The sequence below is a fragment of the Virgibacillus sp. GM2-2 genome, from assembly GCF_055329585.1.
In genome coordinates this window covers 87575-101543 of sequence record NZ_JBUZWC010000014.1, presented here as the reverse complement: position 1 = coordinate 101543, position 13969 = coordinate 87575, and the positions used below count along the sequence as shown (strand labels likewise).

Annotated in this window: 15 protein-coding genes; 3 read left to right on the top strand and 12 right to left on the bottom strand. The window is 37.1% G+C overall.

Annotation, left to right across the window (positions count from 1 at the left end):
* Positions 1-393 precede the first annotated feature (393 nt).
* Positions 394-1068 carry a DsbA family protein gene (locus ACY9Z2_RS15060; RefSeq protein WP_463610478.1) on the top strand — a complete coding sequence of 225 codons (675 nt, stop codon included), beginning with the start codon at positions 394-396 and terminating at the stop codon, positions 1066-1068.
* Between the two features lie 2 nt (positions 1069-1070).
* Positions 1071-1490, top strand: a complete 420-nt coding sequence (locus ACY9Z2_RS15055; RefSeq protein ID WP_463610477.1) for a disulfide oxidoreductase — start codon at positions 1071-1073, stop codon at positions 1488-1490.
* A 59-nt stretch (positions 1491-1549) separates the two neighbouring features.
* Here ACY9Z2_RS15055 and ACY9Z2_RS15050 read toward each other — a convergent pair whose 3' ends face one another.
* From ACY9Z2_RS15050 to ACY9Z2_RS15035, 4 genes are all read right to left on the bottom strand, one after another.
* On the bottom strand, positions 1550-2698 hold the full coding sequence (locus ACY9Z2_RS15050; RefSeq protein ID WP_463610476.1) for a copper resistance D family protein: 1149 nt from the start codon (positions 2696-2698) through the stop codon (positions 1550-1552).
* A 10-nt stretch (positions 2699-2708) separates the two neighbouring features.
* Complete coding sequence (locus ACY9Z2_RS15045; RefSeq protein ID WP_463610475.1) at positions 2709-3284, bottom strand: copper resistance CopC family protein; 576 nt, start codon at positions 3282-3284, stop codon at positions 2709-2711.
* Between the two features lie 191 nt (positions 3285-3475).
* Positions 3476-5137, bottom strand: coding sequence for a DAK2 domain-containing protein (locus ACY9Z2_RS15040; RefSeq protein WP_463610474.1), 1662 nt, complete (start codon positions 5135-5137; stop codon positions 3476-3478).
* 32 nt (positions 5138-5169) lie between these two features.
* The gene (locus tag ACY9Z2_RS15035) at positions 5170-5532 is read right to left on the bottom strand and encodes an Asp23/Gls24 family envelope stress response protein (protein ID WP_463610473.1); all 363 of its coding nucleotides are present in this window, start codon (positions 5530-5532) and stop codon (positions 5170-5172) included.
* 230 nt (positions 5533-5762) lie between these two features.
* Between ACY9Z2_RS15035 and rpmB the strand changes: the two genes are divergently transcribed.
* Positions 5763-5951 carry a 50S ribosomal protein L28 gene (gene rpmB / locus ACY9Z2_RS15030; protein WP_463610472.1) on the top strand — a complete coding sequence of 63 codons (189 nt, stop codon included), beginning with the start codon at positions 5763-5765 and terminating at the stop codon, positions 5949-5951.
* Positions 5952-6345: 394 nt separating this feature from the next.
* Here the strand turns inward: rpmB and spoVM are convergent, their stop codons facing one another.
* The 8 genes from spoVM to fmt form a co-directional block, all read right to left on the bottom strand.
* Complete coding sequence (spoVM, locus tag ACY9Z2_RS15025) at positions 6346-6429, bottom strand: stage V sporulation protein SpoVM (RefSeq protein ID WP_463610480.1); 84 nt, start codon at positions 6427-6429, stop codon at positions 6346-6348.
* Between the two features lie 48 nt (positions 6430-6477).
* Positions 6478-7125: a thiamine diphosphokinase gene (locus ACY9Z2_RS15020; protein ID WP_463610471.1), complete on the bottom strand. Its 648-nt coding sequence runs from the start codon at positions 7123-7125 to the stop codon at positions 6478-6480.
* A gap of 5 nt (positions 7126-7130) precedes the next feature.
* A complete protein-coding gene (gene rpe / locus ACY9Z2_RS15015; RefSeq protein ID WP_463610470.1) occupies positions 7131-7790 on the bottom strand; it encodes a ribulose-phosphate 3-epimerase in 660 nt (219 codons plus the stop codon).
* 1 nt (position 7791) lies between these two features.
* A complete protein-coding gene (gene rsgA / locus ACY9Z2_RS15010; protein WP_463610469.1) occupies positions 7792-8673 on the bottom strand; it encodes a ribosome small subunit-dependent GTPase A in 882 nt (293 codons plus the stop codon).
* Positions 8674-10722 (bottom strand): Stk1 family PASTA domain-containing Ser/Thr kinase, encoded by a 2049-nt coding sequence (pknB, locus tag ACY9Z2_RS15005; protein WP_463610468.1) that lies wholly within the window; start codon positions 10720-10722, stop codon positions 8674-8676.
* On the bottom strand, positions 10716-11477 hold the full coding sequence (locus ACY9Z2_RS15000) for a Stp1/IreP family PP2C-type Ser/Thr phosphatase (protein WP_463610467.1): 762 nt from the start codon (positions 11475-11477) through the stop codon (positions 10716-10718). Before ACY9Z2_RS15000 ends, pknB begins: the two co-directional genes overlap by 7 nt.
* A gap of 205 nt (positions 11478-11682) precedes the next feature.
* On the bottom strand, positions 11683-13026 hold the full coding sequence (rsmB, locus tag ACY9Z2_RS14995) for a 16S rRNA (cytosine(967)-C(5))-methyltransferase RsmB (RefSeq protein WP_463610466.1): 1344 nt from the start codon (positions 13024-13026) through the stop codon (positions 11683-11685).
* Complete coding sequence (gene fmt / locus ACY9Z2_RS14990; RefSeq protein ID WP_463610465.1) at positions 13019-13969, bottom strand: methionyl-tRNA formyltransferase; 951 nt, start codon at positions 13967-13969, stop codon at positions 13019-13021. Before fmt ends, rsmB begins: the two co-directional genes overlap by 8 nt.

The window sequence follows — 13969 nt, the reverse complement described above, 5'->3', positions numbered from 1 at the left end:
CACTTATATTAATCATTCCTGGGTGGCTTACATTATGGTTAGCCATATTTGCTGATATGGGAACTACCTTGATCGTTGTTCTTAATTCATTACGATTAATAAACGCAAAATATGACGATTAAGGATTTAATAACAAGCGGAGTAATTTTCTAGTTGAATTACTCCCTTTTTATTTACAGTTCATTAATACATAAACAATTTATTGTTCTTACATAATTTCAACTAGATTTCGAACAATTAATTGTTCAACTAATTTGTTTTCGTATGCAAATTTTAAGATTAATTGACAACTTATCTAATACCATTGAACATTCTCTGAACAATTCATGATTAAATCTACTACCATGAATTTTAATGGTAATATTGTATTATTCTAATAGGAGAGGTGCTTTAATGAAAAAAAGTATTTCACCATTTAAAATTGCTGTAATCATAACGTTAGTAGTTGTTGCACTAGTCGCTGTATTAGTTGTTATTACCGAAGAAAATACAGCAAGCGAAGGTGGTACGACGAACAAACAACCTTCAATTGATGGTCAACCAACTTTAGGAGACCCCAATGCACCAGTCACAGTTGTTGAATTTGGTGATTTCAAATGCCCAGCTTGTAAAGTTTGGGGTACAGAAATCTTTCCACAATTAGTAAATGATTACGTGGAAACTGGTAAAGTGAAATTCTCATTCATTAATGTGCTATTTCACGGAGAAGGGTCAGAATTAGCTTCTTTAGCAGCAGAGTCCGTATTTAATCAAAACCCAGATGCATACTGGGATTTTCATAAAGCTCTTTTCGAGGCACAGCCTAGAGAGAATCATGATGCTAAATGGGTTACCACAGATAAGATACTTGAGATAGCGAGCGGAATACCTGCTATTGATACGAGTAAGCTAAAATCTGCTATGGAAAACCAGGAAGCAATAGAAGAAGTGAATAAGGATGCAGAATTGGTAACGGAATTTGGTATTGAGCTAACGCCGACAATTGTGGTAAACGAAACTGTGATAGAAGATCCATTTGACTATGAGGCAATCAAACAAGCCATAGAAAATGAATTAGAGGAAAAATAGTTATGAATAAAACAACTAGTAATCAGCTTTTCTTATACATTGCTTGGTTGATTTCCATTGTTGCAACACTAGGTAGTTTATATTTTAGTGAAATTAGAGACTTTGTTCCATGTGAGCTTTGTTGGTATCAACGAATCGTCATGTATCCTCTGGCATTAATACTTGGTATTGCTACATTTCGAAGTGATGTATTTATTAAAAAATATGTACTGCCAATGAGTGTTATAGGTGTTCCTATTTCACTATTTCATTACTTAGAGCAGAAGGTTCCTGGATTCGCTGAAATAAAACCATGTGCGAATGGTGTTCCTTGCAGTGCAGAATATATCAATTGGTTTGGATTTATCACCATCCCTTTCCTTGCACTAACTGCATTTATATTGATAACTGTATGTATGATTTTTATAAAATCACGTGATTAATTAGTAAAAGATGTGCTGCTCATAATTGAGAGTGGCACATCTTTTTTCTTTTCTATAACTTATTGTACACTTATCATTATTCCAACATATATCGCAATAACTCCTAATAATGAAGAAAGCGTTGAAACAACTATTGATTTTCTTATTACAGCTGCAAAAATAGTTACTGCAAGGAATACAATTCCTAATCCGAATAAAACGTAACTTTCAAAACCAAACGTCATCGTTACATGAAAAATAGCTAGACTCTCTGCCTCTTGATATGCATTAAGTATTTCTCCATCATAAAGTGCTTTAAAAAGTGGTGAAGCCCCTTCTGTCATCAGTAAACTATAAATTTGATGCGGTGGCCAAGATTGGCCCATAAATGCTGTCAACCCAAATACAATTAATGCATACACACTTTCCAACCGTGCCCATTTGAGTGGATTATATGATTCTATGTCATATTTTCTCCAAAAAAATACGCCATTGATACATGCAAATAAAACTAATGAAATGATAAAAATGTGTTTTAACAGTAATGCTTGTCCGTAATTAACTAGAAGACTGTTTTGATAATCCTGAACAATAGATGTGCTTGGATCATCATTTGAATTAATATCAATTCCCATAGTGAAATACCCTACAACAAGCGCAATGATTAGACATGTTAATGCAACTGGCGTGAACCACTTAATAAATGCTAACCAATTCGTTTTATTTTTCCCAAACCAACTAACGACAAATAAAATACCAATCCAAACGATAACAGAAAGAAAATGTAATGTATGAAAAATAAATCCTTTCCATTCGGTAATCGTAGCCGCGTGACTAGATCTTGTATACCCAATTAGTATAGATAAGGCAAGAACTAATGCCCACACGATTATATGCTGTTTCTTTGTACTATTTTTATTTAATAGAACGATTAATAGAATGACAGACACAAACGTAATAAACAACCATGATTTCCCTATTTCAAATGTGAAAATAACATTTTTCAAAATGAACCATAGCTCTAAATTTTCACCAGACAATATGTTAGCCATCTTAAACACTGGTAAAAAAGTTGCTATGGGTATTAAAACCACAGCTAGATACAGGATTTTTTTAGGTATAACTACAAGTGGTTTTTTCTCATCAGGAACGAGTAATAAAATTAAAGATCCTATGAGAATAGCAAAACAAATATATAAGATAAATTCTGCTAGTGTGATTAAAAGCATTCTTATCCCCCTACTTCTTACGCTTTCCGAAGAACAACCAAGCTAGCATTCCTATTGTCGCTACTACTAGAACAATAATGATAATAGAGGTAAGTAAATCCTCATCTGTACTGCTTGTTTGCTCAGAGGAATTTTGTGTTGTATTCTTTTCGGTTTCACCAGTCTTGTTTTCAATATCATTTTTTTCATCTTGACTTGTTTCATCATTCGGCTGGGTTGTATTTGATTCTATCACGGTAAAGGAATACGTGCCTTCGATGGGATGACCGTCAGCACCGACTATATTCCAGTTCACCTTATATGTACCAGGTTCAAGCGCTTCTGGATAGCTAGCTTTTAGCACGTTATTGGTAACTTTCATTGATGTAGGATCCAGTTTATTTCCATCCTCATTTATTAAATGGAGTGTGCTTAAGTTTTCAATTTTTGTGCTAAAAGATAATTCTATACTTTTTACCTCTTCTACATTTGCCCCAGCACTAGGATTTGCACTTTCTAGTCCCGAATGCGCATTTGCAATGTTTGGAATGATTAGTGAGAGAACTAATGTAACGATTAATAATAAGAACATTCTTATTTTAATCATGCAATCATCCTTTCCTTATCTTCTTTACAGAAGCAATCATAACAAGAAACCGGCAAAATAAGGGCATTTATTAAGTAACTGTAGGAAATTTGTCAATAAGTTTAGCTGCTTTACACACACAAACTAATTTTTATAAGTTACATAACACCATAAAAAAAAACGAAGAGTTGCAAAACTCTTCGTTTTATTTTTTATTCCACCGACATAATATACGAATAAATCGGTTGATTACCTTTATGAACTTCAACTTCAATGTCCTCGTAAGTTTCTTCAACATAGCTAACAAGTTCATCTACTTCTTCATCACTTACGTCTTCACCTTGCAAAATAGTAAGGATTTCGTCGTCTTCTGAGATTAATTCTTCCAATAAGGCTTTTACTGTTTCCAATTTATTTTTATGTGTTGCTTTTATTTTACCATCAGCAATTCCCATAAAGCTTCCATTTTCAATCGTGATCCCATCGATTTGCGTATCACGAACGGCATATGTTACTTGTCCAGTTTTAACCTGACCACTTGCTTCTTGCATCGCATTTTTGTTTTCTTCAAGTGCGGCATCTGGGTGGAATGCAAGCATTGCACTGATTCCCTGTGGGATTGTTTTTGTCGGTACTACCGCTGCGTTTGCTTCAGCGAGCTCAGCTGCTTGCTCAGCAGCCATTATGATATTTTTGTTATTAGGTAAAATAAGAACATTTTCTGCGTTAGCTTCGACAATCGCATCGGTAATATCCTGTGTGCTTGGGTTCATTGTTTGACCACCTTCAATAACGACAGATGCTCCTAAACTTTCAAGCAGTTTTTTTAATCCTTTACCCATAGCTACTGTAACAATTGCATATGGTACTTTTTCTTTTGGTTTATCAGCTTTCTTATCGCCTACGATTGCTGTATGCTGTTCGCGCATATTCTCAATCTTCATGTTGATCAAGCTACCGTAGCGTTGACCAAGTGTCATCGCTTTACCGGGATATTCTGCATGAACATGGACTTTCACGACTTCTTCATCTGACACAACTAATAAAGAGTCACCAAGTTCACTCAATTCATTGCGGAATGTATCTTCATCATATGGGTTATCTTTTGTTTTTCCATCTTCAAACTTAACCATAAATTCAGTACAATAACCAAATTCAATTTCGCTTGTATCCATGAAATCCTGGTTAATTTTATGATGCTCGGCATTAACCATTTCTTCCATTTCTATATCAGCAGTTACACCTTCTGGGAGCTCTTCACCTTTAAGTGCAGCTAAGAACCCTTCGTAAATCGTAACTAAACCTTGTCCACCAGAATCGACTACTCCTACTTCTTTTAATACAGGCAAAAGATCAGGTGTACGTTTCAACGATGCTTTAGCTTCTCTTAATACAGTCTCCATTAAAGCGATTACATCTTTTTCATTTTCAGCACCATCTACCGCAGCCTTTGCAGCGTCTTTAGCAACCGTTAAAATGGTTCCTTCAACAGGTTTCATTACTGCTTTGTATGCAGTCGCAACTCCACCATCAAAGGCTTGAGCTAAGTCATTCGTTGTTAGTTCCTTTTTATTTTCCATTCCTTTTGCAAAGCCACGGAAAATTTGCGATAGAATTACACCTGAATTACCTCTTGCACCCATTAATAAGCCCTTTGAAAAGGCTTGTGCTACTTCTGAAATATTTGCACTTTCAATTTTTTTCACTTCATTTGCACCTGAAGTCATCGATAGGTTCATATTCGTACCTGTATCTCCATCTGGTACTGGGAATACATTCAGTGCGTCAATTTTTTTGGCATTATTAGTTAAATGGTGAGCTCCCAAGCGAACCATTTGTGTAAAAACTGTGCCATCTAACGTTCGTACTGTCACTATACTTCCTCCTCTTTCAACTAAACAAAGGGTTACTCTTTTTCAACACGTACACCTTGAATATAAATATTGACTGAATCGATGGATAAACCGATTGATTTGTTCAATGTATATTTCACCTGTGATTGTACGTTGTGCGCTACTTCCGATATCCTTGTACCATAACTAACAATAATATACATATCAATATGAAGATGATCATCTTCTTGACGGACAATTACGCCGCGAGAAAAGTTTTCTTTACGTAAAATTTCAGAGATTCCATCTTTAATTTGATTTTTAGAAGCCATTCCGACAATACCGTAACATTCAACAGCTGCACCACCAGCGATTGTTGCAATCACGTCATTTGTAATCGTTACATGGCCATCCGTCGTATTAAGTTCAATGGACATCATTATCCTCCTTTAATACCATTATTGATAAGGATATTTTACTATAAACGTGCAGATTTTAAAAGCACGGTTGTTTTAGGCAAATAGCCCCTTTTAACAATGGACGAAATCCTTTGTTCTGTCAAGATATTTTTCTTGATGAATTGTTCTAGATTCATTGCGTTATTGGCTTGGTTATGATAAATTATATAAGTAATAAAATGACACATGTATGAGTAGGAGGGATTAACATGGCTAGAAAATGTGTTGTAACTGGACGTAAAACTCGCAGTGGAAACCAACGTTCTCACGCTATGAATTCCAGCAAGCGTAATTGGAAAGCTAATGTACAAAAAGTACGTATTATGGTAGACGGCAAACCTAAAAAAGTTTATGTTTCTGCTCGCGCCTTGAAATCAGGAAAAGTAGAGCGCGTATAATATAACTACGTCTTAACATTAGTAATGTTTGGAAAAGCACCTATTTGGGTGCTTTTTTGCATTTCTGCCTGTCATCATGTCATCGTGTGATTAACGCGGACACAGGATCCCTTATTTGCCTAAATTTTACTGATTTTATCGATTTCGCGGACACCAGATCCCTTATTTCAAGATTTTATAGATGTTTTGCTTCCAAGAGAATCAATTAAGGAATCTGTTGTCCGCTCAAGCCCCAAAAACGGTCATTTTCATCAAAATAACGGCTTCTGTGTCCGCATCACTCACAACTCATAATTCCACACCGATATAGGTTACCCCAGCCACGCCTTTCCATGCCCTTCAGAACAAGTCCAAAAAAATAAGCTTTTGTCACAGGACAAAAGCTAAGAAAAAATTATTGATCTTTTTTGAACATGCCGATTACTACTCGAACACATCCACCAATAAATCTTGGGAGCTTAATAGTATAAAATTTCATGAGTTCCCCCTCCTCCATTAACAAAGAAAGCTTTGGAATCGTCTAGTCCTATCCATCACGACTCTTTATAAATAATAGTATGCCTTCACTAAACGAAAAAGTACCATTATTTAAAAGAAGCTTGTTTGAAATGCAACGAGTGGAACCCCAATTTAGTGTAAAATCATCTAATGGATAATAAAATCCTTCTAATGTAATGCCTTTAATCTGCTCTGTAAAAGGAACAAACGATAAATTGGGAAACTGTTCATCTTTTTTCACTGAATATGTTCCCGGTGAAAATATTTCTATTTGATTTGTTTGATCAATAATAATACCCTTACACTTTTTCTTTAGTAACATGTACAGCATTTGAACATTGATCAAGCCGTGATCCATTCGTCCACCTGTTACTCCAAAGAAATAAATCGTATCCGCCTCAAGTGCCATTGCTTTTTCAATCGCAATTTCAATATCGGTCAGATCCTTTTCAACTGGATATTTGGTAAAAGATTTAGATTCTTGTTCAATGCTAGATTGTTCCTCCACATTAATAGAATCAAAGTCTCCTAAAGCGAAGTCTGGTTGAATGCCATGGTTGATGATGTATAATGCCCCTCGGTCTGCCCCTATCCATATGTCTACTTCATGTTGAAATTCTGTTAATGGAGGGATTAGATTTTCTGGCCCGTTTGCGACGATACCTATCCGTGTCATGTTAATTACTCCGCTTTTGTTGCTTCTACAATCGCTTGAATAGCTTGTTTTCGGTCTGGTTTGTTGTATACTGCACTTCCAGCAACCAATACATCCGCACCAGCATCAACACATGTTTTAGCGGTTTCTACATTGACACCACCATCAATTTCAATTTCAAAGTTTAACCCTAGTTCCTCGCGCCAATCTGCAATTTGTTTTACTTTTGGAACAACACTCGTAATGAATGACTGACCACCAAATCCTGGATTTACGGTCATTAACAACACAAGATCTACATCTGGCAAAATTTCTTTAATCATATTTGCCGGTGTTGCAGGGTTTATTACCACACCAGCTTTTACGCCATGGCTTTTAATTAGCTGAATGGTCCGATGTAGATGGGGAGTTGCTTCTTGATGCACTGTAATAATGTCAGATCCCGCTTCGGCAAACGCTTGAATATAAGCATCTGGATTTTCAATCATCAAATGTACATCTAGTGGTAGATCAGTAATTGGTCTGATAGCTTGCACGATTAGTGGTCCAATCGTAATATTTGGAACAAAATGGCCATCCATTACATCAACATGGATGTAATCGGCTCCACCTTGTTCTACATCTTTAATTTCCTCACCCAATTTTGCAAAATTTGCTGAAAGAATGGACGGTGCTATTTTTGTCATGTTAATACCTCGGCTTTCTTGCTTGTATTTCTTCCATAAATGTTAAGTAGTGTTCATATCGGAAGGACGCTATTTCTTCTTGGTCAACTGCTTGCTTAATGGCGCATTTTGGTTCTTTGTTATGCATACATCCTCTAAATTTACATTCGCCTTTCCGTTCAAGCATCTCTGGAAAATAGTTATCTAGATCTTCAAGTTCTACTTCGGTAAATTCCAAAGCACTAAATCCAGGTGTATCTGCAACTAGACCACCAAATAAATTGAGTAACTCAACGTGGCGGGTCGTATGCTTTCCACGTCCTAAACTTTTAGAAATGTCGTCGGTTTTTATATCCAACTCAGGCTTTAACGCATTTAATAACGATGACTTACCAACACCTGATTGTCCAGCAATAACAGATACTCCGTCATTGAAATGCGTTTCAATTCCCTGATTTTGAAATGGCTCTTTTGATGATACATGTTCGACTGTATAACCTATTCGTCGATAGACCTCGGTATATTGATCAATTGTCTCTCTTTCCTCTTCTGAAACAACATCCATTTTCGATATTACGATAATCGGTTCGATATTCTTTGATTCAATTAGAACAAGAAAACGATCCAATAATAAAGGACTAAACAATGGTTCTACTGCAGAACTTAAAATAAACGCACGGTCTACATTGGCAATTGGGGGGCGCACCAGCTCATTTTTTCTAGGCTCGATGGATTGAATATATCCCTCCATGTCATCCTTCTTGTCAAACTCGACAAAATCACCGACAAGTGGGGTTATCTTCTTATTTCGAAACAAGCCTCTTCCCCGACATTGATAAATGCCATCATTTGATTGTACGTAGTAGAATCCGCTTAGTGCCTTTATAATTCTGCCTTCTGCCATTTATTCACCCTCTTCATATGGAACAGTTTTATTTATAACTACTTCTCCATCACGGAGTGCCTTGTATTCTGCAGTTTGTCCTGGTGCGATCGTTAATGTGATGGTATATTCTTTATCTTCGGTAATCGTTTCTTCTTTATAAACCTCTGAAATTGAATGCTCCGCATCCCCGATGTAAATCTTCACCGTTTGTTCTACCGGTTCATCCTTATTTTTTTGTTTGTCCTTTGGTTTATCTTTATCATCTGGCGGCTGCTCCGGGTTATAAGGAACAGTAAATGTCACAGTATGGGAAACTGGTGGTTTCTCTTCCGGACCAACAGATACATATACATCTACCGTCTCCTCTTCCTCTAATTCAACACCTGATTCTGGGTCTTGTCGGATTACTTCTCCTTCAGGGGTTGTATCGGAATATTCCTCGATAACATTGGCAACAAGATTATTTTCCTCTAAATAACTTACTGCCTCATCTCTTGTCATTCCTTGGAGGTTATTTAATGTTATTAACTCTGGGCCACTGCTTATTTCAAAAATTACTCTTGTCTCACTCGGTACAACCTCTGAATCTGGTGTAGGTTGAATCTGTGAAATAATCTCTCCCGGCGTACTCTCTGAAGTTTTTTCATAAGCAATTACCTCAAATCCCTTTTCCTCTAATATTTCTTTGGTTTGACTAAAGTCGTCACCAACATAATCGTCAAATGTAACCGTTTCTTTTCCTTCACTTACCATAAGTGTAACCGTGGATTCCTCTCTTACCTCACTATTCGGAGAAGGATTGGTACTAATGACGTCGCCCTCTTCCACCTCATCGGAAAAGGCTGTTTCTTTTTCTGTATCTAAATTCAGTTTTTGTAATTCATCAACAGCTTCTTCATAAGCCATACCCGTCACATCAGGAATTGTGACATTATCTGGCTGTAAAAGTTTCGGAATTACAAATAATGCTGCGACCCCTGATGCCAGCAGAAGTAACAATAGGATGGCAATCCACCATACCTTCTTCTTTTTACTTTTCGTTTTTTTATCCTTCTTGCCCGGCTTCTTCTTTCCGGATGGTTCATCTTCATCATTTGCAACAAAAGATTTTGTCGCACCATTTGTTTGATGGACAATTGTATTTTGATTGCTATTATCATGCATTTGGCTATCCGTAATAATTGGTATAGCTTTGGTCTCTTCCCCAACTCCAGTAGGTGGAATGTACCTTGCTTCGTCTAACTTTTCAGGATTTAATGCTGTTCCTAGCGCATCCTCCATATCATACACCGTATGATATCGATTAAACGGATCCTTCGCAGTTGCTTTTAATACAATATTTTCTACACTTTGTGGTACATCCTGGTTAAAACGCCGTACGGATGGCGTGTCGGTTTGTAAATGCTTCAAGGCAATAGAAACTGGAGATTGACCTGAAAAAGGCAGACGACCAGTTAATAATTCAAATAATACGATTCCTAACGAATATATATCTGACTTTTTTGTAGCCATCCCTCCACGAGCCTGTTCTGGGGATAAATAATGAACGGATCCAAGAATAGAGTTCGTTTGCGTTAATGCGGTAGCACTCAATGCTACTGCTATACCGAAATCAGTTACCTTCACCTGGCCATATGAATCAATTAGTATATTTTGTGGCTTAATATCTCTATGTACAATATTATTTGCATGGGCATGTCCAATCGCTGAGCTGATTTGCTTCATAATATCAAGTGCTTCCTCAACAGGAATTGGCCCATACTTTTGAATATATTCCTTGAGCGTCATCCCATCGACATATTCCATTACCATATATAAAATATGATCTTCTTCACCGACATCATAAATATTGACAATATTAGGGTGTGATAGACTAGTCGCAGACTGTGCTTCCCGATCAAAACGAGCGATAAATTCATCATCATTCGCATACTCTAATCGAAGTACTTTTAATGCGACATCCCGTTCTAAAATAATGTCTCTAGCTAAATAAACGTTTGCCATCCCACCGCCGCCAACGGTTTTCTTAATTTTATAACGTTCATTTAAAAGGCGCCCGTTTAACACGAAGTCTCACCTTCTTTCGGTAGGGAATCATGATGGACAATAATGAGGGAAATATTATCTTCGCCTCCACGTTCATTGGCTAATGCAATTAGACCATTAGTAGTCTCTTCTAAGTCATCTTCTTTTTTCAAAAACTCTTGCAGTTCACTGTCAGAAACTTTATTAGATAAACCATCTGAGCAAAGTAGCAGCTTATCACCAACATCCCAAGAAAGGGTTAGTACATCTGGATTAATTACTTGTTCTGTTCCTAGTGCTCGTAAAATAACATTCTTTCTAGGATGGTGTTCAGCATCTTCAAGCGAGATTTGTCCAGAACGAACGAGCTCATTTACTAGTGTGTGATCCTCTGTAATTTGCTTAAACTCTTTTTCACTCTTCATATAAATTCGACTATCACCGATATGACCAATGGTAAAAAAGTCAGGTGTGGTTATTGTCATCACTAGCGTTGTGCCCATACCTTGACAAGCTTCATTGCTGGTAGATTTTTGAAAAATTTCGTTGTTTACGTGATGTATGGTAGCCTGTATCCAACTTTCCAATTCTTCTGGATTTTTCATTTCATTTGTTTCCAGCCATTTTTGTTCGATAATTGTAATGGCCATTTGGCTTGCGACATCACCTGCCTGGTGCCCACCCATTCCGTCTGCAATGACGGATAAATACTGGCCAGCGTCATTTTGAAACACACCACCAGCATCTTCATTATGGTTTCTGACACGACCTTGATCGGTCATAAATTGCCCTTTCATACCTTCACCCCGCTTTGTAGATCTTTTTTAGTACAAGGCTCTTTCGTAAAAATTTGTTGCTTTAGTATAACTGAGCATTAAATAGCAGTTATTATACTTGTATAAATAACAACAATCTTTTAGATAACAGCCAAATACGAAAATTTCCTAGTCGTTATCCTTTTTCTATTATTACACGTAATTTATGAATATTGAAGAATAACTACTATCTTTTTACGAATCTGGTTAGGAAAAAACCGTCTGTATCGTTTGTATGTGGGAATAGCTGTAATCCCTCATCAGACATTCCTTCCGTTTCCGTTAAAAAAGAAGGTAATTCATCAAAAAATGTTTGGTCTATTTCATAATCTGGATGCTTATCTAGAAACTTCCGAACCACTAGATTGTTCTCTTCTCTATCAACAGTACAAGTGGTATACATAAGTACGCCTTCCCTTTTCAGTAAAGGAGCGACACTCGTTAAGATATCTAACTGAATGCTTGCTAACGTTTCAATATCTGATTCTTGTTTATGATACTTAATTTCTGGTTTCCCACGAATCACGCCAAGTCCAGAGCATGGTGCATCGACTAAAATTCGATCGAAGCTTTCGTTTCTATGTATCTCCTGAAGTTTTCTCGCATCCGCTTGTTTTGGTTCAACAATCGTTAAGTGTAGATTTTTTGCCTTGTCTTTAAGTAATTTTGCTTTTTTGGCGTGTAAGTCGTATGCATGAATTATACCTTTATTTTCCATTAGTTCAGCAATGTGTGTTAATTTACCACCAGGGGCACTGCACGCATCAAGTACAACTATATCTGGCTTTAACTGAAGCATTTCAGAAACGAGCATGGAACTTTGGTCTTGAACGGTAACAAATCCTTCTTTAAATAATCTAGTCTTCAGTATATTTCCTTTATGAATGACAATTCCTTGCTTAGAAAATAATGATTTTTCTACTTTGAAACCAATTTCGGTTAACTCCTCTATCACTTCATCACGAGTAATACGCATTGGTTGAACTCGAACGGATGAATGCCGACGCTCTAAGTTAGCCCGACACATATTTTCTGTTGTCTCTTTTCCATACATTTCAATCCATCGGTTCACCAGCCACTCTGGATGGCTTGTCTCAATAGCGATTCGTTCCGCTGGGTTATTAATCTGAGCAGTATCTGGAAAACCGTTACGTTGGATATTTCGTAATACACCATTAACAAGTCCAGAGATTCCTTTATGACCGCGTTGCTTGGCGATTTCAACTGCTTCATGGATGATGGCGTGATAAGGAACTTTATCTAAATAAGCCATCTGATATACGGACATGCGAAGCAACATGCGAACCCACGGTTTTATTTTTTTGCCTTGTTTTAGATATGGATCCAAATAATAATCTAATGTCATTTTTCGTTGCAATGTGCCGTACACAATCTCTGTTAAAAGACCCACATCTCGTTCAGGAATATTACGCGATTTTATTTCATGATCAAGTAATAAATGACTGAATCCACTGTCGCCTTCGATTCGTAACAGTAAATCTAATCCTGCTTTTCGTACTGTACTATTCAACACTCTCACCTAATTTTGTTCCTATTTTTAATCGATCTGGTGTGCCGCGTAAGTAATCTTTAACAGCCATCCGTTTTTTACCTGCAGGTTGGATTTCAGTAATTGCTAATCCTTTTTTATCCCCACAAACAACTATGATTGACTCACCGTCTCTATTATCTACTATTTCACCCGCTTCACCGTTATATTCACGTTCGGTTAGCTTTGCGGTCCAAATCTTCATTGTTTTTCCTTGGTAAATTGTAAATGCTACTGGCCAAGGATTGAGTCCACGAATTTGGTTATAGATTTCCAGGTTACTAAGTTGCCAATTAATTTTTTCTTGATCACGTTTAATGTTACTGGCAAACGTTGATTTCGCATCATCCTGTTTAATTGGGGTCAATGCTTCGTTAAAAAGCTGTGGCAATGTTTTCAGTAACAAGCCTGCCCCTGTTATGGAAAGCTTATCATGCAACGTTCCAACGTTGTCATTCTCGGCGATTGCAACTTTTTCCTGTGTCAAAATATCACCAGCATCAAGTTTTTCAACCATATACATAATAGTAATGCCTGTTTCCGTTTTACCTTGGATAATCGCATGATGAATCGGTGCTCCACCGCGCAGTTCTGGTAATAAAGAGGCATGTACGTTAATACAGCCAAAAGTTGGTGCTGTTAACAGCTCTTTCGGAAGAAGTTGACCGTAAGCCGCTGTTACAATCAGATCCGGATTCTCATCAAGTATGTGTTGGTAATCAGTTGCTAGCTTCTCCGGCTGAAAAACAGGTATGTTCTGCTTGATTGCTTCTTCTTTCACTGGAGGCGGGGTCATTATTTTCTTCCTACCTTTTGGACGATCAGGCTGTGTTACAACGAGTGCAACATTATACCCTTCATCCACAAGTGAACGTAGAATTGGTACCGAAAAATCCGGTGTCCCCATGAATACAATTTTTTTCAT

What these genes read in the sequence shown, in the direction of transcription:
- fmt (WP_463610465.1), bottom strand. Translation starts at nt 13,969, where the DNA reads ATGAAAAAAATTGTATTCATGGGGACACCGGATTTTTCGGTACCAATT.
- rpe (WP_463610470.1), bottom strand. Translation starts at nt 7,790, where the DNA reads ATGACAAAAATAGCACCGTCCATTCTTTCAGCAAATTTTGCAAAATTG.
- ACY9Z2_RS15020 (WP_463610471.1), bottom strand. Translation starts at nt 7,125, where the DNA reads ATGACACGGATAGGTATCGTCGCAAACGGGCCAGAAAATCTAATCCCT.
- rpmB (WP_463610472.1), top strand. Translation starts at nt 5,763, where the DNA reads ATGGCTAGAAAATGTGTTGTAACTGGACGTAAAACTCGCAGTGGAAAC.
- ACY9Z2_RS15045 (WP_463610475.1), bottom strand. Translation starts at nt 3,284, where the DNA reads ATGATTAAAATAAGAATGTTCTTATTATTAATCGTTACATTAGTTCTC.
- ACY9Z2_RS15055 (WP_463610477.1), top strand. Translation starts at nt 1,071, where the DNA reads ATGAATAAAACAACTAGTAATCAGCTTTTCTTATACATTGCTTGGTTG.
- ACY9Z2_RS15035 (WP_463610473.1), bottom strand. Translation starts at nt 5,532, where the DNA reads ATGTCCATTGAACTTAATACGACGGATGGCCATGTAACGATTACAAAT.
- rsgA (WP_463610469.1), bottom strand. Translation starts at nt 8,673, where the DNA reads ATGGCAGAAGGCAGAATTATAAAGGCACTAAGCGGATTCTACTACGTA.
- ACY9Z2_RS15060 (WP_463610478.1), top strand. Translation starts at nt 394, where the DNA reads ATGAAAAAAAGTATTTCACCATTTAAAATTGCTGTAATCATAACGTTA.
- ACY9Z2_RS15000 (WP_463610467.1), bottom strand. Translation starts at nt 11,477, where the DNA reads ATGAAAGGGCAATTTATGACCGATCAAGGTCGTGTCAGAAACCATAAT.
- spoVM (WP_463610480.1), bottom strand. Translation starts at nt 6,429, where the DNA reads ATGAAATTTTATACTATTAAGCTCCCAAGATTTATTGGTGGATGTGTT.
- ACY9Z2_RS15050 (WP_463610476.1), bottom strand. Translation starts at nt 2,698, where the DNA reads ATGCTTTTAATCACACTAGCAGAATTTATCTTATATATTTGTTTTGCT.